At 70.4% G+C, this 21,953-nt stretch carries 19 protein-coding genes and 3 pseudogenes; 10 read left to right on the top strand and 12 right to left on the bottom strand.

The window, feature by feature from the left end; translation table 11 throughout:
• Positions 1 to 24: 24 nt before the first annotated feature.
• Entirely contained in the window at positions 25 to 1,578 is a 1,554-nt protein-coding gene (locus ACWDAK_RS33965) for a hypothetical protein (protein WP_427395699.1), read from the top strand.
• A 66-nt stretch (positions 1,579 to 1,644) separates the two neighbouring features.
• Here ACWDAK_RS33965 and ACWDAK_RS33960 read toward each other — a convergent pair whose 3' ends face one another.
• Complete coding sequence (locus ACWDAK_RS33960) at positions 1,645 to 1,839, bottom strand: hypothetical protein (RefSeq protein WP_344641402.1); 195 nt, start codon at positions 1,837 to 1,839, stop codon at positions 1,645 to 1,647.
• Between the two features lie 52 nt (positions 1,840 to 1,891).
• On the opposite strand from ACWDAK_RS33960, the gene ACWDAK_RS33955 reads away from it, so the two are divergent.
• From ACWDAK_RS33955 to ACWDAK_RS33940, 4 genes and pseudogenes are all read left to right on the top strand, one after another.
• On the top strand, positions 1,892 to 2,425 hold the full coding sequence (locus ACWDAK_RS33955) for a hypothetical protein (RefSeq protein WP_344641190.1): 534 nt from the start codon (positions 1,892 to 1,894) through the stop codon (positions 2,423 to 2,425).
• Positions 2,426 to 2,465: 40 nt separating this feature from the next.
• Positions 2,466 to 3,428, top strand: a complete 963-nt coding sequence (locus tag ACWDAK_RS33950; protein ID WP_427395700.1) for a quinone oxidoreductase family protein — start codon at positions 2,466 to 2,468, stop codon at positions 3,426 to 3,428.
• A gap of 79 nt (positions 3,429 to 3,507) precedes the next feature.
• The gene (locus ACWDAK_RS33945) at positions 3,508 to 4,110 is read left to right on the top strand and encodes a TetR/AcrR family transcriptional regulator (RefSeq protein WP_344641188.1); all 603 of its coding nucleotides are present in this window, start codon (positions 3,508 to 3,510) and stop codon (positions 4,108 to 4,110) included.
• A 601-nt stretch (positions 4,111 to 4,711) separates the two neighbouring features.
• Positions 4,712 to 5,104: pseudogene (locus ACWDAK_RS33940) on the top strand (DUF4158 domain-containing protein); the annotation flags it as partial.
• Positions 5,105 to 5,329: 225 nt separating this feature from the next.
• On the opposite strand, the gene ACWDAK_RS33935 reads toward ACWDAK_RS33940, so the two are convergent.
• The 4 genes and pseudogenes from ACWDAK_RS33935 to ACWDAK_RS33920 form a co-directional block, all read right to left on the bottom strand.
• Complete coding sequence (locus tag ACWDAK_RS33935) at positions 5,330 to 5,980, bottom strand: response regulator transcription factor (protein WP_344641186.1); 651 nt, start codon at positions 5,978 to 5,980, stop codon at positions 5,330 to 5,332.
• Between the two features lie 4 nt (positions 5,981 to 5,984).
• Entirely contained in the window at positions 5,985 to 7,172 is a 1,188-nt protein-coding gene (locus ACWDAK_RS33930) for a sensor histidine kinase (protein WP_427395701.1), read from the bottom strand.
• Positions 7,173 to 7,177: 5 nt separating this feature from the next.
• Complete coding sequence (locus tag ACWDAK_RS33925) at positions 7,178 to 9,388, bottom strand: MMPL family transporter (RefSeq protein ID WP_427395702.1); 2,211 nt, start codon at positions 9,386 to 9,388, stop codon at positions 7,178 to 7,180.
• A gap of 710 nt (positions 9,389 to 10,098) precedes the next feature.
• Positions 10,099 to 10,398 (bottom strand): annotated as a pseudogene (locus tag ACWDAK_RS33920) (recombinase family protein); the annotation flags it as partial.
• A 259-nt stretch (positions 10,399 to 10,657) separates the two neighbouring features.
• Between ACWDAK_RS33920 and ACWDAK_RS33915 the strand changes: the two are divergent.
• Positions 10,658 to 11,383 (top strand): dienelactone hydrolase family protein, encoded by a 726-nt coding sequence (locus ACWDAK_RS33915; RefSeq protein ID WP_344641183.1) that lies wholly within the window; start codon positions 10,658 to 10,660, stop codon positions 11,381 to 11,383.
• Between the two features lie 25 nt (positions 11,384 to 11,408).
• On the opposite strand, the gene ACWDAK_RS33910 is transcribed toward ACWDAK_RS33915, so the two are convergent.
• The 3 genes and pseudogenes from ACWDAK_RS33910 to ACWDAK_RS33900 form a co-directional block, all read right to left on the bottom strand.
• Positions 11,409 to 11,678 (bottom strand): Tn3 family transposase, encoded by a 270-nt coding sequence (locus ACWDAK_RS33910; RefSeq protein ID WP_425557869.1) that lies wholly within the window; start codon positions 11,676 to 11,678, stop codon positions 11,409 to 11,411.
• A gap of 106 nt (positions 11,679 to 11,784) precedes the next feature.
• Positions 11,785 to 12,442: pseudogene (locus ACWDAK_RS33905) on the bottom strand (Tn3 family transposase); the annotation flags it as partial.
• A 114-nt stretch (positions 12,443 to 12,556) separates the two neighbouring features.
• Positions 12,557 to 13,294: a DUF4158 domain-containing protein gene (locus tag ACWDAK_RS33900; protein WP_449806527.1), complete on the bottom strand. Its 738-nt coding sequence runs from the start codon at positions 13,292 to 13,294 to the stop codon at positions 12,557 to 12,559.
• 283 nt (positions 13,295 to 13,577) lie between these two features.
• Between ACWDAK_RS33900 and ACWDAK_RS33895 the strand changes: the two genes are divergently transcribed.
• Positions 13,578 to 14,627 carry a helicase associated domain-containing protein gene (locus ACWDAK_RS33895; protein WP_427395703.1) on the top strand — a complete coding sequence of 350 codons (1,050 nt, stop codon included), beginning with the start codon at positions 13,578 to 13,580 and terminating at the stop codon, positions 14,625 to 14,627.
• 89 nt (positions 14,628 to 14,716) lie between these two features.
• Here ACWDAK_RS33895 and ACWDAK_RS33890 read toward each other — a convergent pair whose 3' ends face one another.
• The 4 genes from ACWDAK_RS33890 to ACWDAK_RS33875 all read right to left on the bottom strand — a co-directional run bounded on the left by ACWDAK_RS33890 (position 14,717) and on the right by ACWDAK_RS33875 (position 19,298).
• Positions 14,717 to 16,864 carry a hypothetical protein gene (locus ACWDAK_RS33890; RefSeq protein WP_427395704.1) on the bottom strand — a complete coding sequence of 716 codons (2,148 nt, stop codon included), beginning with the start codon at positions 16,862 to 16,864 and terminating at the stop codon, positions 14,717 to 14,719.
• A gap of 526 nt (positions 16,865 to 17,390) precedes the next feature.
• A complete protein-coding gene (locus ACWDAK_RS33885; RefSeq protein WP_344641191.1) occupies positions 17,391 to 17,828 on the bottom strand; it encodes a hypothetical protein in 438 nt (145 codons plus the stop codon).
• Between the two features lie 118 nt (positions 17,829 to 17,946).
• The gene (locus ACWDAK_RS33880) at positions 17,947 to 18,291 is read right to left on the bottom strand and encodes a hypothetical protein (protein ID WP_427395705.1); all 345 of its coding nucleotides are present in this window, start codon (positions 18,289 to 18,291) and stop codon (positions 17,947 to 17,949) included.
• 62 nt (positions 18,292 to 18,353) lie between these two features.
• The gene (locus tag ACWDAK_RS33875) at positions 18,354 to 19,298 is read right to left on the bottom strand and encodes a LysR family transcriptional regulator (protein WP_427395706.1); all 945 of its coding nucleotides are present in this window, start codon (positions 19,296 to 19,298) and stop codon (positions 18,354 to 18,356) included.
• Positions 19,299 to 19,414: 116 nt separating this feature from the next.
• On the opposite strand from ACWDAK_RS33875, the gene ACWDAK_RS33870 reads away from it, so the two are divergent.
• From ACWDAK_RS33870 to ACWDAK_RS33860, 3 genes are all read left to right on the top strand, one after another.
• Positions 19,415 to 20,227 (top strand): inositol monophosphatase family protein, encoded by an 813-nt coding sequence (locus ACWDAK_RS33870; RefSeq protein ID WP_427395707.1) that lies wholly within the window; start codon positions 19,415 to 19,417, stop codon positions 20,225 to 20,227.
• 48 nt (positions 20,228 to 20,275) lie between these two features.
• On the top strand, positions 20,276 to 20,920 hold the full coding sequence (locus tag ACWDAK_RS33865; RefSeq protein WP_427395708.1) for an NADPH-dependent F420 reductase: 645 nt from the start codon (positions 20,276 to 20,278) through the stop codon (positions 20,918 to 20,920).
• Positions 20,921 to 21,156: 236 nt separating this feature from the next.
• Positions 21,157 to 21,792: a helicase associated domain-containing protein gene (locus tag ACWDAK_RS33860; RefSeq protein WP_427395709.1), complete on the top strand. Its 636-nt coding sequence runs from the start codon at positions 21,157 to 21,159 to the stop codon at positions 21,790 to 21,792.
• Positions 21,793 to 21,953: the final 161 nt, after the last annotated feature.

Genomic DNA, 21,953 nt, shown 5'->3' with positions numbered 1-21,953 from the left:
GTGGGACGCGGATTGCTGGTGCCCATGGACGACCCGGAACAGCAGGACAGCGAAGAAGACGAAGTGTGGGACGGCGATGAAGGCGAGGACGAAGCCGCGGCGACCAGCGGCGGGTGGCCGTTCACCGACTCGCTTCTTCGAGACTACGACCCACTGGGGCCCTTGCGCGCACAGCTGGCTGACATCAACCGCATGCTGAACCAGCCCGTGATCGACGCGATGTCGGCGATCACGGCTCGGAACAACTCGCTGATCGCGGCGACGATGGACGCCGCTGTGAAGCCGCACATCATCGACTCCTCGCAGATCGCCGCGATCACGGGCCCGCCGGTGTGGTCGAAGGGCGTGCTGGATGTGGTGGGGGCAAATGCAGCCTGGCAGCGGCCGATCGTTGACTCGATGCTGGCGGCCTCCGCCGCCGTCAAGCCGCTGACGTTCTTGAGCCCCGAGCAGATCGCCGCGATCACCGGTCCACCAGTGTGGTCCCAGGGCGTGCTGGATGTGGTGGCCGCTGTCCAGCAGAACTCGGTCCTCGAAGGCGTGCGGGCTGCCTCCGCCGCGTTCCAGCCGCAGCTGAGCATCCTCGACTCGGTGCTGCCGGTCGAGAGCAGCTGGGTGTCGTCGTACCTCCCACCACTGAACGCCCTCGCCTTGCAGGCGACCTCGTTCCAGTCGTCGCTGCAACAGATCGCCGACAGTATCGGCCGTGTCTTCACCGAGGATCTGTTCGCCAAGTTCGACACGTTCAGTGGGTTGTTCAAAGAGTGGTCGCCGGACAACCTGCGCGACGTTGAGGCCAGGTTGTGGATGTGGTTGCTGCGCATCACCGCCAAGGACGGAGCCTGCCTGGCCTGGGCTCCGCGCGCGGGGATCGTGAAGGAGCTCCTGTCCCTGCCCCGCGCGGCGTACCGACGGCGCTACCTGATCGAGCACCGCCTGGAGGTGGTGGAGGACGTCGAAGCCAGCCTGGAAGAGGTCGACCACCCCGACCTGCTCGACCTGCGGGCACTCACGCTCCAGGCCGCCGCCTGCATCCGCGACGGCCACGACGCACCGGCGCAGGCGCTGCTGGCCAACGTCCTGGACACCGTCATGCGCGCCCACGGCCACGCCTGGCTGCGCAGCTACTTCCCTCAAGATGCATTCCCGAGCAGCCCGAACACCGGCAGCCACAAGATGATCGCCGGGGTGCTCAGCACCTACAGGGAAGCGTCCCAGTTGCGGATGCTGGCGGCCTACCTGCTGGTCAACGCGATGAAAAATGTGTTCAGCGGCGTCGACCGCCAGCACACGTTCAACCGGCACCTGGGCTCGCACAGGGCTTCCGCTGATTCCTACCGCAGCGAGTTCGCCTTCGCGGCCCTGCTGAATACCCAAGCGCTGCTGCGCCTGGTGGACCGCCACCTGTACGTCTGGGCGTTCGCACCGTGGCCGGAGCAACGGTTCATCCGGCGAGGCCGGCGGGCTGGACAGACACCGCGTGACCCGCCGACCTGGCATGCGCCACCCCCGACCCGCATGAGACCCGCGGCATCCTCACCGAGCCCCAGCCAGGCCTGTTCACCCTCACCAAGCTGACACCGGGCACCCCGGAGGGCAACTCAAGCTGAAAATCGGCGAAGGCCCGCGGAGCTCCCTCTCGGGTCAGCGGCTGATCCGTTTCCAATCGCGGGCAACGGCATAGGCGAATCCAATCGTTGCCGCGCAGTAGATCGCGGCATCGGCATAGCGCCCGGCGAGTGTCAGTTCTGCAGTTCGGTAGCAGCCGTACAGGTCAAGCAGGGCGATAGTGCAGAGAGTTGCCCGCTGCACGCGAGGGGACTTCAGCGGATTTGTCATGACTCGTCGACTAGCCTCTCGCGTCGGCCCACGTGGCGTCTGAATATGCGAGGTGAGTGCCGCGGACCTGCTCGCAGCAGCCGCGCTCCGCATCGGGCTGGAGGACGACACCGGTAACCAGCGGATCGGAATGGTACGGGAACACGGGAAGTGGCTCTGTCACGGGCAGCGACCGTATCACCGCTTCTCCGACAGCTCGGCTGGGCCGATCCGCCGGCTCGCCGGCACCGCCGCGCAGCCGCCGAGCACGCCGTGGCGCCAAGGCGTGAGGACCGGCACCCGCTCGGCTGCCACAGGCCCCGGGGGCCGCGGGCGGGCGGGCGCGGTGCGCTCCTGGTCGACGGAGACTGAGTTCCTGCTGGCCGGCGGGAAGCGCAAGGTGCGCCTGGACGGCGTGTGGCAGGCTCCGGAGACCGGGGTGCCGGTGTTGATGGTGGAGGTCGACCGCTTCGGCATGGCCCCGGCCCGGGTGGCCGCGAAGTTCACCTTCTACCGCGAGCTGTTCCGGACCAAGGTCTGCGACAGCGACGCCGACCGCGCACCGTTTTGGACTTGCTGGTCCATTTTCAGCTGCCTAGCGTGCTGACCGTTCCCCCCGTGACGAACCCGTACAGGAAGGTGTCATCATGCATGCGATCCGCATCGAGGAGCACGGTGGTCCCGAGGTCATGCGCTGGACCGAGTTGCCGGACCCGATCCCACACCCCGGCGAGGCGCTGGTGCGGCTGGGCGCCGCCGGCGTGAACTACATGGACGTCGGAGCCCGCGCTGAGGGCGGCCCGGGTTGGGCGGCTCCCGCGATCCTCGGCGCCGAGGGGATGGGATACGTCACCGCCCTCGGCGAAGGAGTCAACGACCTCGCGGTCGGCGACCGGGTGGCCTGGTTCTACCACCCGGGCAGCTACGCGGAGCTGCTGGCCGTCCCGGCCCACTCGCTGGTCAAGGTTCCCGACGGCATCGGTGACGAGACGGCTGCCGCCGTGATGATGCAGGGCCTGACCGCCAGCCACCTGAGCACCGAGACCTACCCGATCGGCCCGGGCGACGTCGCGGTGGTGCACGCGGCGGCGGGCGGCGTCGGCAGGCTGCTCACGCAGATGATCAGGACGCGCGGCGGCCGGGTGATCGGCCTGGTCTCCCGCGAGGAGAAGGCCCCCGTCGCGAAGGAGGCCGGCGCCGACCACGTGCTGGTCCACTCCGGCGGTGGCTTCGAGGAACGGATCCGGGAGCTGACCGGCGGCCGCGGCGCCGACGTCGTCTACGACGGCGGAGGCACCGGCACGTTCCGCTCCTCGCAGCTGGCCCTGCGCCCGCACGGGGTGCACGCGTACTACGGCCCCTTCATGGGCGTACCGGCGCTACGGCCCACCGACCTGCCCAACAGCATCCTGCTGACCTATCCCGTGGTGCACCACCACGTCGCCACCCGCGAGACCCTGCTGCAGCGGACCGGCGAGGTGTTCGACCTGGTCCTGGACGGGCGAATCACCTCGCACGTCACCGGCCGCTACCCGCTCGCCGAGGCGGCCCGTGCTCACGCCGACATCGAGTCGCGCCGCACCACCGGCAAACTGTTGCTCCTGCCCTGACCCGCCGTCACCTGGTCGGCTCCGCCCGCCGCGCCCGATCCGCTTGAATGGGACCCGACAGCTCGTACCGGGAGGATCCATGCCGCTGACCCGCAAGGGCACTGCGACCAGGCAGCGCATCGTCGAGGGCGCCGCCGACCAGATCCGCGAACAGGGGGTATTCGCGGTGCGGCTGGAGGACGTCATGGCCCGCACCGCGACCAGCAAGAGCCAGCTCTTCCACTACTTTCCCGGCGGGAAGGACGAACTGCTGCTGGCCGTGGTCCGCCATGAGGCGGCCCGGGTGATCGACGATCAGCAGCCGGAGCTCGGCTCCCTCAACTCTTGGGCCGCCTGGGACCAGTGGCGCGACAAGGTCCTCGCCCGCTACCGCACGCAGGGCAGCGACTGTCCCCTCCATGCTGCCTTCAACCAGCTGGGCGGGACCAGCGACGCCACCAGGATCGTGGCGGGCGAACTGCTCCGCCGGTGGCAGAACCAACTTGCCGCGGGAATCCGTCACATGCAGGGCAGCGGCGAGATCGCCCCCGACCTGGACGCCGAGCGAGAGGCCGCATCCCTGTTGGCCGGCATCCAGGGCGGCGTGCTGATCCTCATGACCACGGGCGGCTCCACCCACCTGCAAGCCGCCCTCGACGCGGGCATCGCCCACCTCCGCGCCTCCGCCCGTCGTGACCACTGAGAACTCCGCGACAGGACGAGAACGCGCAACCCTCCCAGGACCGACGGCCGGGCTGCCACGGACGGACCATCCGACACGGCTTCCCCGGCAAAGTGGGTGTGCAGGCAGCGGCAGGACGCGTTCCCCCGCCCGGGTACGCGCGGCCAGCTGGGCGCGGTAGAGGGCCGCGCGCTGGTCGACATCGGGCGGGATCTGCTCGGGGTTCGTGCCGAGGTCGCGCAGGGCGGTGTCCAGGGCCTGCCCGGCGTCGAGGGCGGTGTCGTCGTAGTCGTGCAGGTCGAGGAAGAGCACACCGGTGAACAGGCCCCGCCTGATCGCCTCGTGCGCGACGGCGAGACCGAGTGTGGTCTTGCCCGTGCCGCCCATTCCGAGCACGGACGCCACCACCACCGCCTCCCCAGTCGCCGGGACGCCGTCCCCGGCTGCCGGGTCCAAGCGAGCCAGCAAGTCCTCCAGCTCCTCCTCCCGGCCGGTGAACCCGGCCGGGACGGCCCGCGGAGAGGGGGTAGCCGGATCATCGGCCGCAAAAACAACGGATATGGCGCTCGTCGCTTCTGAGCTGCCGTGATGTGCGACTGCTCACGAAGCGGAACCGTGCGTCGTGTCTTGGGACGAGCCTGGGTCGTTCACCTGTAGGGCGGTAAAGCCGCTGATACGACAGGTCGGACAAGGGGTGGGCGCGGTGGCGACGCGTGTGTTCGGGGATGACGAGCTGGAGCGGCTGCGCGGCTTCCCGGAGATCAACAAGGAAGAGCTGATCCGGTTCTTCACCCTCACGCCGGCGGACGTCGGGTTCATCGACCCGGGCCGTGGCCGCAGTCCCAAGGATCGGCTGGGGCTCGCGGTCCAGCTGCGCACCTTGCCGTGGCTCGGCTTCGTCCCGGATCGGGTCGCGTCCGCGCCCGTGGCGGCGGTGCCCCGGCTCTCCGAGCAGCTGCGGATCCCCATCGGCGAGCTGCGGTTCTACGGTGAGCGGAAGCAGACCCGCACCGAGCATCTGCGGGAGGTGACCCGGTACCTGAGCTGGAAGCCGGCCAAGGCCTCAAGCACCGCGATCTCAATGTGCTGGGCCGCTACAGCATCACCGCCCCCGCCCCGGCTGGCGGCAGCCTCTGCGGCCCTTGCGCGACCCCGACGTGGCCGGGCTCGGACGACGAGGACGGCGCGGAGGGACTGAGTGTCAGGAGCCGGCCAGGGCGCCGATCACCGGTCACCTGGGCTAACGCCTGTCCAGCAGTCCGCGTTCGAGGGCCACGACCACCGCGTGCGTGCGGTCTCTGACGTCGAGCTTGGCGAAGACCCGCAGCAGATGGGTCTTCACCGTGGCCTCCGCGATGACCAGCCGTCGGCCGATCTCCACGTTGGACAGGCCGTCGGCGACCGCGCTCAGCACATCCACCTCCCGGGTGGTCAGGGCCACCGGAGCTGGTTGCCGCATGCGGGCAACCAGTCGCTCCGCGACCCTCGGGGCCAGGACGGTCTCGCCGCGGGCCGCGGAGCGGATGGCGTCGACGAGCTGGTCACGCGTGGTGTCCTTGAGTAGGTAGCCGATCGCGCCGGCCTCGACCGCGCGCTCGATCTCCGCGTCGGTGTCGTACGTGGTCAGGATCAGTACCCGGGTTCCCGGGTGGCGGGCGACGATCTCGGCGGTGGCACTCGCCCCGTCGAGGACCGGCATCCGCAGATCGATCAGTGCCACGTCCGGCTTCAGGCGCTCGACGAGTTCGACGGCCGCGCGGCCGTCGCCGCCCTCGCCGACGATGTCGATGGTGGGCTCCGAGGCCAGCAGGGCGACGACCCCGGCGCGCATGACCGTGTGGTCGTCGACCACGATGATGCGGAGCCCGTCCGTCTCTGTCCGAGCTGTCATGTCTTCACACCTGACTGTTCGTAGGAATTACCGCGAGGACGCGGGTGCCGTCGCCGAGGGAGCTGGTGACGGTGAGTTCGCCGCCGAGTTCGGCCAGGCGATTGCGCATGCCGTTGAGTCCGAAGCCGTGTGAGTCCTCGACCACGAAGCCCTGGCCGTCGTCGGTTATCTCCAGTTCGACGCCATCCGGAGACGGCGCTAGGACGATCTCTACCGCGGAGGCGGCCGCGTGCTTGCGGACGTTGGCCAGGGATTCCTGGGTGCAGCGCAGGAGCGCGATCCGGGTCGGCTGGTCGCACTCGACGTCCGGCAGATCTGCGGTGACGGTGAGTCCCGTGTCCTCGGCGAACCGGTCCAGGGTCCGGCGCAAGGTCTTGGCCACCGAGCCGAGGGCGGGACCGCTCCGCGGGGCGGAGCCGACGAGCGCCCGCGCCTCGGCGAGGTTCTCGCGTGCGGTGTTCTCGATCGAGAACAGCTGCCGGGCGCTCCTGCCGGGGTCGGTGTCGAGGCTGGAGCGGGCAGCCTCCGCCAGCACGATGATGGATGCGAAGCCCTGCGCAAGGGTGTCGTGGATCTCCCGCGCGAGCCGCTCGCGCTCCTCCGTGGCGCCCTGGAGTCTGTGCGCCTCGGCCAGGCGGGACTGGGCGTTCTCCAGCTCGGAGCCCAGGCGGCGGGCGCGCTCGTCGCTCTGCTCGACGATCCGGACGACCCCCAGTCCGAGCAGCACGCTCGCGGCATAGCCGATGAGGGTGAAGACGATATTGCCGGTGGAGAAGTCCTCCACGTGCCAGCTCTGATGGCGGATGATGCCGACCGCGGTGGCCGCGGCGGCAGCGCCGCTGAGGGCGATCGAGTACCGCGGGCTCCTGGCGAAGAGCCAGAAGTGGGGGAGCGACACGATGAACAGTGCCGCGCCGTCGCCGCGCAGGAGAGACAGCGCGCCGAAGCCGAGGACGAGCACTCCCAGAAAGGTATGGGGGCGCAGTACGGGATTGCGGGGAAAGGCCACAACGGTCGTGTAGCAGAGGGCGATCACGGCCAGCAGCGCCAACGACCCGTACCTCGTCGTTCCGGTGTGGTGCAGCGCGGAGATCACCGGGGGACACAAACCCAGGAACACCCAGGAGACTGCGTACCACCGGCGCAGGGTTCGGGTGCGGAACCGGTCGTCGGGCTGCGGCCGTTGAATCATGATCGTCAGCCTATGTTCTGCGGCATGCTGGCGGCAGGGACACCGGTCTGCGCCCGTCGCGCCGGGCGCGGCGGCCACCATGCCCGCTCGCCGAGGAGCAGCAGCAGCGACGGCAGGACCATGAGCCGGATGACCACGGCGTCCAGTAGTACGGCCACCGCCAGGCAGAATCCCATTTGCTTCATCTCGGTGAGGTGCAGGGCGACGAAGGCACTGAACACCGTCACCATCACGATCGCCGCGCTGGTCACCACCTTGGCTGACCGGCTGATGCCGTCCACCACCGCTTCGCGGGCCGACATCCCGTTCTGCCTGGCCTCCTGGATCCGGCTGACCACGAACACCTGGTAGTCCATCGACAGGCCGAAGAGGATCACGAAGAGGAACAGCGGTACCCGGGACGCGATTGCGCCGAGGGAGTCGAATGCCAGCAGGTGCTCTGCCCACGTTCCCTGGAAGAACACGACCAGTAGGCCGAGCGAAGCCCCGGCGGACAGCAGATTGAGCACGACGCCGATCAGGCCGATGACCACCGAGCGGAACGCCCACACGCTCATCACGAAGGTCACCAGCAGCAGGAACCCGATGACCAGCGGCAGCTTGCTGTTCTCGTGATCCACGTAGTCGCGGCCTCGGGCCACGTCACCGCTCACCCCCGTCTCCACGCCGGACAGCTTGCCGAGCGTGGCGGGCAGATAGTCCTTACGGATGTGGTCGAGTGACTCGACCGCCTCGGCGGAGGGTGCGGGGAACGGGACGGCCAGTTCCAGCACGCTGATCCTGCCGTCGGCCGATGTACGCACCCTCGGCTCGGTGTCCCTGGCGAACAGCGGGTCGGCCTGCGCCCGCCGGCCGAGGTCCGCCAGAGCCTGCTGCACCTGGGCCGCTTGGTCCGGAGTGGAGCGGGCGACGACCACGTGCTTGACCAGGAGCTCCGGGAAGGCCGCGTTCAGCCGGTCGTAGACCTGCATGGCCGGGATGCCGCGGGAGAAGGTGTCCTTGCCCGGGTCGACGAGCTTCAGGCCGAGCGCGGGCACCGCCAGGGCGAACATGACCAGCACCGACACGCACAGCGTGATGGCGGGACGCTTCCGCGCGGGCCTCAGCAGGGCACCGAACACCCGGCCCGTCTCGGCCTCCGCGCGCTTCGTACGGACCGGCCTGCCGTGGCTCGCCCGGCGGGCGGCCTTGCCGGCCGCACGGCGCTCGGTCCGCCGGCCGATCTTCACCAGGAGTGCGGGAAGTACGGTCAGGGAGCTGACCATGGCGACCGCCACGACCAGGATCGTGCCCGTCGCCAGCGAGGAGAAGATGACGTCCGTGGCCAGATACAGGGTCGCGGTGGAGACGACCACGGCGAGAGCGGAGACCACGATGGCCCGGCCCGCAGTCGCCGCGGCCAGCTCCACCAGGGCCTCGGAGCTGGGCCACCCCCCGGCGCGGGCCCGTTCCTCGCGTTCGCGCTTGAGGTAGAAGAGCGTGTAGTCGACGCCTACCGCCAAGCCGATGAGCAGGATCATGTTGGTCCCGACACCGGGATCGGGCAGGACATGGGACGCGATCATGGACAGCCCCAGGGCGGCGGCGATCGAGGAGAGCGCAAGCAACAGCGGCACACCGGCCATGACCACCGATCCGAAGACGATCAGCAGGGTGATGAGCGTGACCGGCAGGGTGATGCGCTCGGAGAGTGTGAGGTCTTTCCCGCGCTGGTCGTTGACGCCCTTGCTGATGGATGGGGAGCCGGTCTCCTCCACGACCAGGTCCGGGTGGCCGCCCTGCACCTGGGCCGTCCGGGCGAGGACCGGGACGACGTTCTTCTTCCCGTTCAGCTCGGGGCCCTTCAGGACCACCGAGACCCTGAGGACCTTGCCGTCCTTGGATCGGACCGGAGCCGCCACGCTGTCCACCTCGGGCAGTTTCCGCAGCCGCTCGGTGAGGTCCTGCGCTGCCGCGGCGGCGGCGGCCAGGTCCAGCGGCCCGGACCTGGCGTGGATGATGATCTGCTCAGTCGGCCGCTGCTGCAGGCCGCCCGCACTCGCGATGGCCTCGGCCCGCCCCGCCTCACCGACCCGATAATCCTCGGTAGTTGCTTCATGGGAGCCGATTGCGACGCCGACGCCGAAGCACACAATGACGAACGCGAACCAGCCGGCGATCGCGCGCCATGCGTGCCGGGCGCTCCAACGGGCTATCCGTACAGGGAGTTGACTCATACCCGAGATCTTGGTCGGCCGGAGGCCGCGCCCGACACGCCCGGCCGGTTGAACCTTGGGTCCACCGGTCGGTGGACGGCAGGGGTGGGGCTGCCGCTGTCAGGCGGCGACAACGCCATCTGGGATCAACTGCGAATCCGCAAGGACACCTGAGACAACGACAACGTTGAGTGGGACGGGACATCGATGCCGACCTGGAAGGCCTTGTTCATGGCCTTTGACCGTGTGGCGGACGACGGCGAGGAGTCCTCCCGCGCCGCTGCCCCGATGCCGCCTACGCATGGCGAATCCTCACCAGGCTCCGCACCGACCCGGCCGCCTGTTCCCCGACGCTCCGCCCGGTGACCCCGTCCAGGTTCTTCTCTGGTCCACTGGCCGGAGTGAGTTCGCCGACCGCCCTCGCCTCACCTCGTGGGTCTGGAAAGCCGCCATCTCGGACTGAACACAGGCTCTGACCATCGCGGCGGGTGCCCGAATGGCACCCGCCCGAAAGGTGTGTCGGTGCGTCAGGTCAACTGCTCTGCGTGCAGTTCGAGCGAGCAAATGACCCAGTCGACGGCTCGGCCTCCCGACACGGCCGCGATCACGAACGAGGCACAGCCTGACGCCGCCAACCGGAGCAACCGAACGATTATGCCAACCGAAGTCGTGTCGGTACTACCGACCCAGGTGGGGCCAGTCGAACCCGGAACTCCGGCCTCGAGCTGCTGTCCACGGTGAAGTTCATGGTGCAGACCCTCGCCGCGGTGGAGGACGTCGAGCACGTCGAGGATGTGCCCGGTGCCGCGTACGAGGCGGAACATCTCGGAGATGTGCACGGTGTCCCCGGGTCGCGCGTAGTCGAGGAGCGCGCGGAACTTGGGGCGCTGGAGGGGGTGGAGGCGGCTGGAGGTGCCGCAGTCCTCCTCGAAGACGACCGGGTCCTCGATCCCGGCCTCGTCCAGGACGAGGTTCTGCCGGGCGGTCGACTGCTGGTCGGTCGAGACCCGCTTGTAGACAAGGTTCGCCACCGAGGCCCCTTCCGTACGGAGGATCGGACCCTATCTGTCGTCAAACCCTGTCAGCAATCACCATCGGATCTGATTGGATTCGCGCCGCCCCGAACCCCCTGATTGCACGGGATCATTGGACGCGTCGGCCGCCTGTCGTCAAACGATTGTTTGCCGACAGGCAGCAGGCGCGTCCGGGTGTCGTAGTCGGGAAAGACTGCTGTCTGCCATCGGTGAACACCACCCCGAGCGGGCGCAACGGTCATTACCGTCCAGACTCATGACAACGATTACGACGCGCACGGTCGAGTATCCGGCCGACGGTTTGACGATGATCGGGCACCTCGCGCTCCCGGCCGGTGTCGACCGTCGGCCCGCGGTGCTGCTCGGACCAGAGGGCACGGGGCTCAGCGACGTCGAGCGCCGCCGGGCCGATGCTCTCGCGGAGCTGGGATATGTAGCGCTGGCCTTCGACCTTCACGGTGGGCGCTATTTGGGGGACCCCGAGGAGATGCTGGCCCGCTGCATGCCGCTGCTCGCCGACCCCGACCGGATGCGAGGCATCGGCCACGCGGCGCTCGACGTGTTGCGCATCGAACCGCGAACCGACCCCGACCGGATAGCCGCCGTCGGCTACGGCACCGGGGGCGCCATCGCGCTGGAACTCGGGCGCGACGGCGTCAACCTGCGCGCGATCGCGACAGTCAACGGGCTGATCACCGGCCGACCGGGCGAGGCGGCGCGCATCTGCTGCCCGGTGTGGGCCGGGGTCGGGTCGGAAGACCCGATCATGGCGCCCGCCCAACGGGACGCGTTCACCGCAGAGATGCAGGCCGCGGGCGTCGACTGGCGCCTCGTGGTCTACGGAGGAGCCCTGCACGCCTTCCACCATCCACCGGTCGACCACACCGTGCGTCCCGGCGTCGGCTACCACCCACGGCACGCACAGCGAGCCTGGCGTGACGTCGTCGCTCTGCTCGCCGAGTGCCTGCCCGTCACGGATTGATCCGATCGGCTCCCGATGCCCACTCCTACCCGCCATCGTCGTCTTCGTCCAGCTCTGGGGCATCCGGGTCGCGCAGCGGGCGCAGGGCGCCGGCGGCCGGGGTCGAGGCGGTGAAGCTGTAGCGGCCGAGCAGGTTCAGGTTGCGGTGCTTGAACGGGGAGAGCCGGGCGATGTCCTCGTCCCGGATCTCGTGGCCCTCGGCTTTCAGCTGGGCGACGGCGGCATCGATGTAGCGGGTTGTCCAGAGCACGATGGCGTTGAGGACCAGGCCGAGCGCGCCGAGCTGGTCCTCCATGCCGTCGCGGTACGCCTGGTGGATGGGTTCCGCGCTTGCCGTGGCACACGTCCCGCGCCAGCTTGTGGCGGGATTCCTGCACGGTGAGCTGCCGGTTCATCTGTCGGCGGTAGGTGTCGTCCACCGGGTCGATGACCCGCAGCAGATGCTCGGTCTTGGCGGCCGCCCGTACTCCGCGAATGCCGCCCCGAGCGGGGTCGGGCGGCCGTCGCGGCCGAACATGCGCAGCAGGTCGTAGGCGCGGACCTGGTTGGTGACCAGGGAACCGGCGACCTTCAGCATGTCCGGCCAGTGCGTGATCACCTTGTTCAAGTTCACGCGGTTGCGGCCCAGGTCCTCCACCACGCCGTAGCTGTCGGTCTCGACGTCGGGCATCGTGGCCCGCCAGAACCGCTGGTCGTCCAGATCGCGGAACCGGGGCTGAAGTTGTAGCCGAGGATCTTGAACAGGCCGAACACCATGTCGGAGTACGAGGCGTTGTCGGTCGCCACCATCTCCGGTTTCACGCCGCCGTCCAGGTTCAGCAGGGCGTCCAGGATGTGCAGGGAGTCGCGCGGGGTGCCGGGTACGACCATCTGCCCGATGCCGGCGACCTGGTCGTTGACGGCGTTGAGCCAGGTGATGCCGCGCTTGAACCCGAAGCACTTCGGCGACGGCGCCGCGCTCACGGTGCGCACGGGGACGACGAACCGCAGCCCGTCCACGGAGGCGAGCAGCCCGTCGCCGCAGAACTGCACGATCGGGATCTGGGCCTGGGCGGCGATGAGCCGCGCGTTCGCCGCGGCGATGGTGTCGGCGCGCAGGTAGTAGCGGCACCTTCGACCCCAGCGCGTACCGGGCCAGCGCCGCCATCCGGTTCGGCGGGATCTGCGACAGCTTCAACCGCCCGAGCCGGTAGGCGCCCAGCTCGTCCACCCGCTCCAGCGCGCGGGCGAACGCCGTGCCCGTCGTCCGCGTCGGCGGCCGGCGCAGCCGCTCCAGCTCCGAGAACCGCGAGCCTCCGGCGTCTTCAGCGTCGCCACCAGGTCACCGGGCAGCGCCGGGTCCGCGCGGCGGGCGGCGCCCGCGACGGTGGCGTGCAGCCGCTTCTCCGCGACCTTCCGCGCCTCCGACACCTGCCGGGCCAGCACCGACACCCCGGGCAGCAGAACCCGGTGACGGCGCAGCCAGCCCACCGCGTGGTCGAACAGTGCCTTCGGGCCCTCGGCGTGCGTCCACGCCCGCCCGTGCAGGAACGTTCGGAACCGCCGGCCCCACTCGTCGTCCCCGTAGGGGTGGTAGCCGTAGGCGTCCCGGATCTCCCACGCGTGGTCGTACAGCGTCTGACGCCGCTCCGTGTACCGCTTGACCACCGACGGGTCCCCAATGCCGAGCTGCACGGCCAGGTGCTCGATCACCGGCCACGGCATTGTGAGCGGGTCCTCCAGGAACAGGCCGACGTGCCGCACCGTGCACATCTGGAGCGCGAACCCGAGCCGGTGATGCTCCATCCGCCGCAGGGCGATCAGGTCCCGGTCCACGTCGTCCAGGAAGAAGAACCGCTCCAGCTCGGGCCTCGTCGGCTCCCCGGCGAACGTCCCGTACGCCTCGGCCTGCTCATCACTCAGAAATTCCACCGGCACGAGCCGGACCGTAGCCAGCCCCGGACCAGGGCCGGAGGCGTTTCACCGAACCCCAGCGGTGAAGTGGATCACTGTGCTAGACGGCCATGATCGTTCTCACCGATAGCCGCTGTACCGATGTTCCCCGAGGCCGGAGAGCCCCGTGGGTTCAGGGAAACTGAAGGCTCTTCAGTGGGAACCCGCGGGTCTAATGGTGTGCTCTGCCGGGATCGACCCGTGAGTTCGTGCCGACTCACGGCGAGGCGTCCTGGCTCGTGGGCGTCGTCGCCTCGTGGAGATGTTCCTCAACCGGACCCAGGTGCCCATCGGCCGCGCCCTGCGCCAGGCCTACCGCCAGGGCAAGGTCTCCTGGGTCATCATCCCCGTCTACCTGCCCAGCCCGCTGGTCGGCGACGACACCGCCACCGCCGACCCGGCCGAGGTCCACGTCGCCGGCGAGGCCGTGAAGGCCGAAGCCGAGATCGAAGCCAGTTCCTTCCGAACCATCTGGCGGGTCCTGCGCGCCCTCGCCGCCCACGACGCCCGCGTCGTCGGCCGGATCACCGAACTGCGCGCCCACCGTTCCCAGGGCACCGCGCACACCACCGCGGCCAAGCCGGCCGAGGGCAAGTCCGCCGAGGCCGGGGAGGGCGAGCAGCAGCCGGCCCCGGTGGAGTCACCGATCGAGTGGCTGCGGATCAACGCGAAGCAGCACGCCGCGCGGATCCTCCAGACCGTCAAGCTCCGCGCGTTCAACCCGCGCGCGGTCGAGTGGCAGCGGATGCACGCGGTCGCGGCGGTCTTCCACCTCCAGCACGGCCACCTCGACCCCACCGACAAGACCCGCCACGTGGAGCTGATCTCCTGGCTCACCCGCCAGCGCCACCTGGGCGGCCAGGGCCTACTCGATGCCGCCCGCGTCTCGGAGCTGGACGCGCTCGGCATGATCTGGTCGAAGAGCGCCAACGCCTGGGAGCGCGGGGCCGCCTACGCGCGGGCGTTCCACCACCAGCACGGCCACCTCGCAATCCCCGCCACCGTAAAGCTGGACGACTACGCGGTCGGGGCGTGGATGCGCCGCCAGCGCAAGGCCGAGAACCTCACCAAGGACCAGGTGGCCAAGCTCGACGCGCTGGACGAGCTGTGGCGCCTGGAGCCGGGCTGGAACCGCTCCTACCGCCGCCTGCTCGCCTACCTCGCCGTCGGTGGGACCCTGGACGGCCCGGCGAACCGCACCGGCGGCGAGGCGGACCCGGCCTTCCGGCCCGGCGCGTGGCTGCGCAAGCAGGACATGGCCCGCACCGGCGGGAAGCTGACCGACCGGCACGCCGAGACCGTCACCGGCTGATCTGCCCCGCACCCTAGGTCCTCTTTTTCGGATCTTCCTGGGCGCGCGGCCTGGGCACCCGGCAAGATCCGAAAGAGAGGACCCGGGCCTCAGCCGACCCGGTTGAGGACGGACGCCAGCGCGGCGCGCAGCTGTTCGTCCTCGCGGATCATCGCGTAGTTGGACCCGGAGACGACCAGGCGGCGGTCCCCGGTGGCGAGCGCGGCCAGCCGGTCGTGCTGCTCCGGCGTCAGGGCGGCGGCGCCGAGCGCCCGCAGGGCGTCGCAGGCGCCCTTGAGGTTGGCGCGGGTCTCGGCCGAGTGCAGCGCCGCCTCGGCGAGCCGGGTGCGGTCGAGGCCGGCCGGATCGGCGACGGCGAGCAGCCCGAGGACGGCCGAGGGTGCTTGGGCTGGGTCGTCGAGGAGAGCTTGGAGCCGGGCGGTCAGCGGGCGCCCGGCCTTGCCGAGCACGGCGATCTCGCGGGCGGCGCGGGCGGCCGTGCAGTGGAACCACTGCCGGCCCTCGCTTCTGTCGAACACCGAGGCCAGTACCGGGAGGACCTCGGCCGCTTCCCCGGTGATCCTCCAGAGGGCGAGCGCCAGGGCGAGGTCGGTGTCCACCTCCGGCGTGGTGTCGCGGTCGATGGTGCGGCCGAGCGCCGTCCGCAGGGCCGGGGTGAGGCGGGCGGCTGTCGGGCCGAGGGCGGCCAAGGCGCGGGCGCCCTTGACGGCGCCGCGCACACCGGTGGCGAGCGCCGCCTCGGCTGCGGCGAACAGCGGCCCGGTCTCGCCGGTCAGCTCGTGCAGTGCCTGCGCCACGAACAGCTTCCGGGCGCCGGCCCGCAGGGCGGTGGCGGCCTGCTCGCGCTGCTCCGGCCCGATGTCGGCGGCGACGGCGGTGATCGCGGTGGCGGCGTACTGGAACCGGGGCAGGACGGCGCACAGTTCGGGCAGCGCCTCGACGGCCTGTGGGCCCCATTGCCGCAGCAGGTGGACCAGTCCGGCGGTGTCGTTGTGGTCCTCGGTCGTCGAGCAACCGCAGTCCTTGCACCCCTCGGGACGCTCCAGCGCCTTGGCGGCCAGGCGAGCGCGGACCGCGGCGAACAGTTCCGGGTCGAACGGGAAGGGCGCATCGGCCGGGGCGTGGGACCCGGTGGCGCACTGCATGGCGCGCGGGCGCCGGCCGAGGGCCCGGGCCAGCAGCGGGGCGGCGGCCTTCGGCGCCACCAGCACGAGCGCGGCGAGGGCCTGGTCGGCCGCCTCGTCGTCCGGCTGCGCGGCGAGTTCGGCGAGGAGATGCGCGGCCTCGGCGGCGGCCGGGCCGATCTTGCCCAGCAGCTGGGCGGCCGCCCAGTCGGCGGCGAGCGGGACGATCGCGGGGATCAGCCGCTGCGGGGCGCTGCGGGACAGGGTGCAGGCGCGGTCGGCCGCCCACAGGGCCTCGGCCCGCACCTCGGAACGCTCGTCACGCAGGGCAGCGTCGAGCAGCGCGAGGGCACTCTCGCGGTCGGCGTCCGTGTCCCGCCCCAGCAGGATCCCGACGATCGTGCGCAGCGGCTCCCGGTGCTCGTTCGCGTAGCCGGACCTGGCCGTCTCGCGCGCGGGCAACAGGCCGAGGACGGCGTCGCGGTGCGCGGCGAGCCACGGCTCCTCTGCGTCCACCGCGGCGAACACGGCGGCCAGGCGCAGCGGCGCGGGCGTGTCCGGGCCGAGCAGGGCGCGGGCCTCGGCGACGGCGCCCGCGCGGTCCAACCGGCCGTACGCGGTGAGGAGTTCGGCCCGGACGGCTGGCTCGGTCTCGGCGGCCAGGCGGGCCCGGACGGCGGGCAGGGCGGTGCCGGTGTCCCGGGTGTGGCCGACCGTCCAGCCGGCCGCCTGCCGGACGGCGGCGTCCTCATCGGCCAGCAGCGGTATGAGCAGCGGAAGTTGGGCGGTGACGGCGGCCCGGACGGCGCCCGGCTCGACGTCGTACTCGTCCTCGCTCTCGGCGAGGCAGCCGAGCAGGCGGAGCGCGTCGACGGTCTGCCGGCCGGAGGCGGCGATTCGGGCGAGGTACGGGGCGGCGTCGACGCTGGCCGCGTACACGGTGCCCTGGTGCACGATCGAGCCGTACAGCTCGTCCAGCGCCTCCTCGGCGTCCTCACCGCCCTCGGCGAAGGTGCGCAACAACCCGGGCAGGTCCTCGGCGGGGCCGTAGGCGTGGTTGACGGTGGACCAGGGGTGGGCGTCGAGCCCGGGGAGGGCGGTGGGGAGCTCCATGGCCGTGATCTTCGCAGGGACCTCCGACATCCGCTCAGACCAGGTGCCGCAGGTAGGCCTCGGGCCGCTCGAGGAAGCGGCGCCAGTGGTGTTCGAGGTCCTGCCAGCGGGCGGTGCGGACCCGAGCTGCGGGCCACTGCCCGGTTGTGCCCTGTCCGGTCGGACGTCGCTTTTCCCGGCCAATGCGGCGGCGACCGCGGTTCTTGACCCGCTCCCGGCCGGACACCATTGAGCAGCATTTGGTCGCTCGGGTGCGCTGCACGCGATGGCGGGTTCGATGCCGAGGAGCACGGGCTGCTCGGCGACGTGCGCCGCCGGGTCCGCCGGCGGGTGGCCGGGACGAGCCTGCGCGCCATCACCCAGTCCCTCGCCGCCGCCCGGGACCACGAGCGCCCGCTACACCGACACCGGGGACGAGAAGGCCGCCCTCCCGGCCGCCACCGCCCGCGACGAATGGCAGCGCATCCACGGCTTGGAAACGTCCAGCGTGACCTTCTGCCACCGCGGACATCCCGCACCTGCGGGGTCAGGCAAATGCGGGGCCGGTGAGGTCGAGGGTCAGCAGGTTTCGCCAGTCGTTGGTGAAGACAGCGGTCAGGCCTTCGTAGCGCACTCCCACGAACGGGTTGGAGTAGTCCATGACAGCGACCCACCGTAGGGAGCGGTCGGTGTTGAGACGGGCGAGGTAGCCGATGTTGCCCATCTGTCCGCCGCCGCCAGACATCCATCCCGATCCGTCCGGCAGCGGGCTCTCGAAGTAGGTGTCCACCTCGGCGGTGTTGCCGTCCTCCTCGATGGACTGCATCACGTCGAACGGCTCTCCGAGGCGGAAGGGGATCGGCTGCCCGGCATCCGGGTGGTAGGCCCCGGGGCCTTGCACATGCACCTCCAAGCCCGTGTCGTCCGGCCGGTACAGCCCGTCACGGGGCGGCATCTCCCCGGCCGTCCACAGCCGCTCGACCATTCCCACAATCCCACCTCGCCGACCCGGAAGTCCCGTACATGACCGCGAGCCTGTCGAGACCCCTCAACGGCACATCGAACTGCCCACACGGTGTCACTTCCCGACCATCATCGGTTGTTCACCGCGTGTTCCAGACAATAGCCGCTGCCCGGACGCCACCGGCAGGACATCGCCGACCGCGCTGCGGCGAGCACTCGGCGTCCGGGCGCGGCCAGGGCGTGACGTCCAGCGCGATGGACAGCTGCCGGTCCGTCCTGCGCGGCAGATCAAGGCCGGCCAGCGCCACGCGGAGGCGGGACACGGCGATGCGCCCCTGGGCGAGCACGTCAAGCAGCAGCCCCACCCAACGACAAAACCACGCCTGCCCGGCTACGAACATCGCCGAGACCACCATCAGCCGACTGGCTTTGTACGCGATGTACGACGTCGTTTCGACGCGAGACTGGGAGTCGCACGCTCGCACGAATAGGTGATGTTCACGAGAACGGGAGTCAGCTGCCGCTGGCCTTTCCTCGGGCGTATCCGTCACTTCCCGGTCCGGTTGGTGAGGGACTGTTGAGAGGCGGTCGGTGGTGCGAACAGTGCCTGGACGGTTTCGGTGGCCAGGTCTCGCAGCCAGGCGTGGGCGCGGTCGTCGTCGTAGCGCTGGTGCCACAGCAGGTACAGGGGGACGTCGGGCAGCGGGAGCGGCGGTGGCAGTGTGACCAGGCCGAGTCGTTCCCGGGCTGCGCGGGTGACCGCGTCGGGGAGGGTGACGACCAGGTCGGTGTCGAGGGCGAGCTGCAGGGCGAAGGCGGCCGTGGGTCCGGCGACGACGACGCGTCGTTGGAGGCCACGGGCGGTCAGGGCGTCGTCGATCGGGTCGCGCAGGCTTCCGCGTCGCGAAACGGTGAGGTGTTCGGCGGCCGCGTAGCGCTCGATGCTCAGCGGGCCTTCGGTGAGGGGGTGGCCCGGTCGGACGGCGACGACCAGCCGGTCGCTGCCGACGAGGCGGTGACGGATGTCGGGGAGGGCCGGAGCGCTGGAACTCGATTCGAGGTCGACCTCACCCCGGCGCAGCTCGGCGTCGTCCGCCCCGGGTTCGGCGGACAGGCGCAGCCGGACGCCGGGGGCCTGGTGGTGGACGGCCGTGGTCAGGGCGGTGCCGCAGGCGGCGGTCAGGGCGTCGTGCCAGCGCACGGTGAACACCCGATCCAGGGCTGCCAGGTCGAGTTCCTGCTGCGCGGACAGAAGGTGGTGGGCCTGCTGGACGAGGGCGTGGACCTGAGCGCGCATGGCCAGCGCGCGGGTGGTGGGAACCATGCTGCGGCCGGTGCGGACCAGGATCTGGTCACCGGTGGCCTTGCGGATGCGGCCCAGGGAGCGGCTCATTGCCGGTGCGGTGACGTGGAGACGCGCTGCGGCGCCGGCAACGCTGCCCTCTTCCAACAGTGCGTCCAGCGCCGTGAGCAGGTTCAGATCCAGTTGCATGGCAGTAACTCTACAAGTGCGTAGCATGCACTTGTTGTTAATGATCGGGGAGCCTACCTTCGAAGTGCAGGCGAGAGACAAAGCCGCCCGCACACATCGAACCCAGGGAGCCCGTTATGAGCACAGCCATGCCCTTCGCCGCCGACACGACGCTCCTGTCCGAAGTGACCGCCGCGGTGAAGACCGCCGGCCTCACCCTGCGCGACCGCCACACCTCGCACGCCCGGGGCGTGAGTCTGGACGAGGTCGTCGCCGAGATCCACGCCAACGACGACGCGGTGCTGGACGTGCTGCGGGAGCCGCTGCTGCGGGCCCGGCCCGGATCGCAGTGGGCCGAGGACGAGCTGGCCGGCGGCGCGCTGCCGCTCGGGGAGTGGTGGGTCGTCGACCCCGCCGAGGGCAACATCAACCACGTCCACGGCATGGACGACTGGGCCGTGACCGCCACCCTGGTCCGCGACAACCGGTCGGTGGTCACGGTCGTCCACCTGCCGCTGGCCGGCGACACCTACACCGCTGTCGCCGGCGGCGGTGCCCGGCTCAACGACCGGCCCCTGAAGGTTTCCGCGAAGACCGATCTGGGCGCCGCGCTCATCGGCACCGGCCAGGCCAGGCCCGGCGAGGACGAGCGCACCTTCCGGCGGATCGGTGACTCGGTCACCGCCATGCTCGTCAACGGCCTGGTCGTGCGCGTGTCCGTTCCCGCCACGATGCAGCTCATCCACGTCGCGGCAGGCCGCATGGACGCCTTCTGGCAGTTCTCCGACGTCCGCTCCGGTCTGGTCGCCGGTGCGCTGCTGGTCTCCGAGGCCGGAGGCACCGTCACCGACCTGGCGGGCGAGCCCTGGAACACGGGCAGCCGCGACTTCCTGGCCTCCGCCCCTGGCATCCACACCGCCGCCCTCAAGGTCCTCTCCCCGATCGCCTGACCGGACACCTCTGCTCCACCCACCTCACACCGCAAGGAGCATCACCTCATGACCCACATCGGCATCCTGGGCGCCGGCCGCGTCGGCGCCAACCTCGCCGGCAAGCTCTCCGCGGCCGGACACCGTGTCACCCTCGGCGTCCGGAACCCGGAAGACACCGCAGTCCTTGCCGCCGGCATCGCCCCACAGATCGCCTTCGCCGACCAGCCCACCACCGCCCGCACCACGGACATCGTGATCAACGCGACCCCCGGCGACACCTCCCTGGACCGCCTGGCAGTCCTGCGAACCGAGCTCTCCGGAAAACTCCTCGTCGATGTCTCCAATGCCACCCGCGACGCCGATGACAGCCTGCCCGGCGCCCTGTGCTACCCCGGCAGCAGCCTCGCCGAGCAACTCCAGGCCGCCCTTCCAGACACCCACGTGGTCAAGACCCTCAACACCATGCTGTTCATGGTCATGACCGCCCCCGAAACCCTGGCCACCCCACCGACCGCCTATCTCTCGGGCGACGACCAGGATGCGAAGAAGACCGTCACCGGCCTGCTCGGCGACCTGGGCTGGCAGCCCGCATGGATCGAGGACCTCGGCGGCATCACCACGGCCCGCGCCACCGAGGCCATGATCCTCGTCGTGCCCCACATCCTGCGCCGACACGGCTTCAAGCCCTTCGCCGTCTCCCTCGCCCGCTGACCCATCAAGACCGCATTCGGGCGAAAGTCAGTAGCGGGCTCGTGCGAGGCAGCTGGGCGCCGGCACGGACAACGCCCGCTGAGCTGCAAGTGACGCCCGAACTGATCGACATTGATCATGCCTACTTCCCGCCAGGCGACTCCCGAAGTCGTCGACAAACGACTCCCATCCCGTGTACAGAGCCATCGTGGCTGAAGATCAACGCCCAGCACCATGCGGCGCAGATCCTCCAGACCGTGAAGCTGCGGGCGTTCAACCCGCGCGCGGTCGAGTGGCAGCGGATGCACGTCGTCGCGGCGGTCTTCCACCTCCAGCACGGCCACCTCGACCCCACCGACCGCGAGAAGCACGCCGAACTGGTCTCCTGGCTCACCCGCCAGCGCTACCCGGGCGGCCAGGGCCTGCTCGACCTCGCCCGCGTCAGCGAACTGGACGCGCTCGGCATGATCTGGTCGAAGAACGCAGGCGCCTGGGAACGCGGCCACGCCTACGCCGCCGCGTTCCACGACCAGCACGGCCACCTCGCGATCCCGGCGACCGTGAAGCTCGACGACTACGCGGTGGGCGCGTGGATGCGCCGCCAGCGCGAGGCCGACAACCTCACCAAGGACCAGGCCGCGAAGCTGGACTCGCTGGACGAGCTGTGGCGCCTGGAGCCGGACTGGAACCGCTCCTACCGCCGCCTGCTCGCCGCCGGCGGAACCCTCACCGGACCGGCGAACCGCACCGGCGGCGAAGCCGACCCGGCCTTCCGACCCGGCACCTGGCTGCGCAAGCAGGACAAGGCCCGCACCGACCGGAAGCTGACCGACCAGCAGACCGCGCTCCTGGACGCCCTCCACGGACACACCGCCGAGACCGTCACCGGCTGATTGCACCCGAGATCCGCCGCCCCGGCCCGCCGGGGCGGCCTGACCCGGAGGAAGTGCGTGACTAACTGTGAAGTTGCACTTTGTTGTCGTGGAGTACTGCAGCGGTTTGTCGTGCTGGTCTGCGGGTTGATGCCTGGTCAGAGGGGGTGACGGCTTGTACG

The organism is Kitasatospora sp. NPDC001175, assembly GCF_053598215.1.
The sequence above is the reverse complement of the archived record's forward strand: the minus strand, read 5'-3'. Positions and strand labels throughout refer to the sequence as shown.

Excerpts from the sequence above, each read along its gene's own strand:
- ACWDAK_RS33965 (WP_427395699.1), top strand. The coding sequence starts at position 25 with ATGGACGACCCGGAACAGCAGGACAGCGAAGAAGACGAAGTGTGGGAC.
- ACWDAK_RS33960 (WP_344641402.1), bottom strand. The coding sequence starts at position 1,839 with ATGACAAATCCGCTGAAGTCCCCTCGCGTGCAGCGGGCAACTCTCTGC.
- ACWDAK_RS33950 (WP_427395700.1), top strand. The coding sequence starts at position 2,466 with ATGCATGCGATCCGCATCGAGGAGCACGGTGGTCCCGAGGTCATGCGC.
- ACWDAK_RS33945 (WP_344641188.1), top strand. The coding sequence starts at position 3,508 with ATGCCGCTGACCCGCAAGGGCACTGCGACCAGGCAGCGCATCGTCGAG.
- ACWDAK_RS33935 (WP_344641186.1), bottom strand. The coding sequence starts at position 5,980 with ATGACAGCTCGGACAGAGACGGACGGGCTCCGCATCATCGTGGTCGAC.
- ACWDAK_RS33930 (WP_427395701.1), bottom strand. The coding sequence starts at position 7,172 with ATGATTCAACGGCCGCAGCCCGACGACCGGTTCCGCACCCGAACCCTG.
- ACWDAK_RS33925 (WP_427395702.1), bottom strand. The coding sequence starts at position 9,388 with ATGAGTCAACTCCCTGTACGGATAGCCCGTTGGAGCGCCCGGCACGCA.
- ACWDAK_RS33915 (WP_344641183.1), top strand. The coding sequence starts at position 10,658 with ATGACAACGATTACGACGCGCACGGTCGAGTATCCGGCCGACGGTTTG.
- ACWDAK_RS33910 (WP_425557869.1), bottom strand. The coding sequence starts at position 11,678 with ATGGAGGACCAGCTCGGCGCGCTCGGCCTGGTCCTCAACGCCATCGTG.
- ACWDAK_RS33895 (WP_427395703.1), top strand. The coding sequence starts at position 13,578 with ATGTTCCTCAACCGGACCCAGGTGCCCATCGGCCGCGCCCTGCGCCAG.
- ACWDAK_RS33890 (WP_427395704.1), bottom strand. The coding sequence starts at position 16,864 with ATGGAGCTCCCCACCGCCCTCCCCGGGCTCGACGCCCACCCCTGGTCC.
- ACWDAK_RS33885 (WP_344641191.1), bottom strand. The coding sequence starts at position 17,828 with ATGGTCGAGCGGCTGTGGACGGCCGGGGAGATGCCGCCCCGTGACGGG.
- ACWDAK_RS33875 (WP_427395706.1), bottom strand. The coding sequence starts at position 19,298 with ATGCAACTGGATCTGAACCTGCTCACGGCGCTGGACGCACTGTTGGAA.
- ACWDAK_RS33870 (WP_427395707.1), top strand. The coding sequence starts at position 19,415 with ATGAGCACAGCCATGCCCTTCGCCGCCGACACGACGCTCCTGTCCGAA.
- ACWDAK_RS33865 (WP_427395708.1), top strand. The coding sequence starts at position 20,276 with ATGACCCACATCGGCATCCTGGGCGCCGGCCGCGTCGGCGCCAACCTC.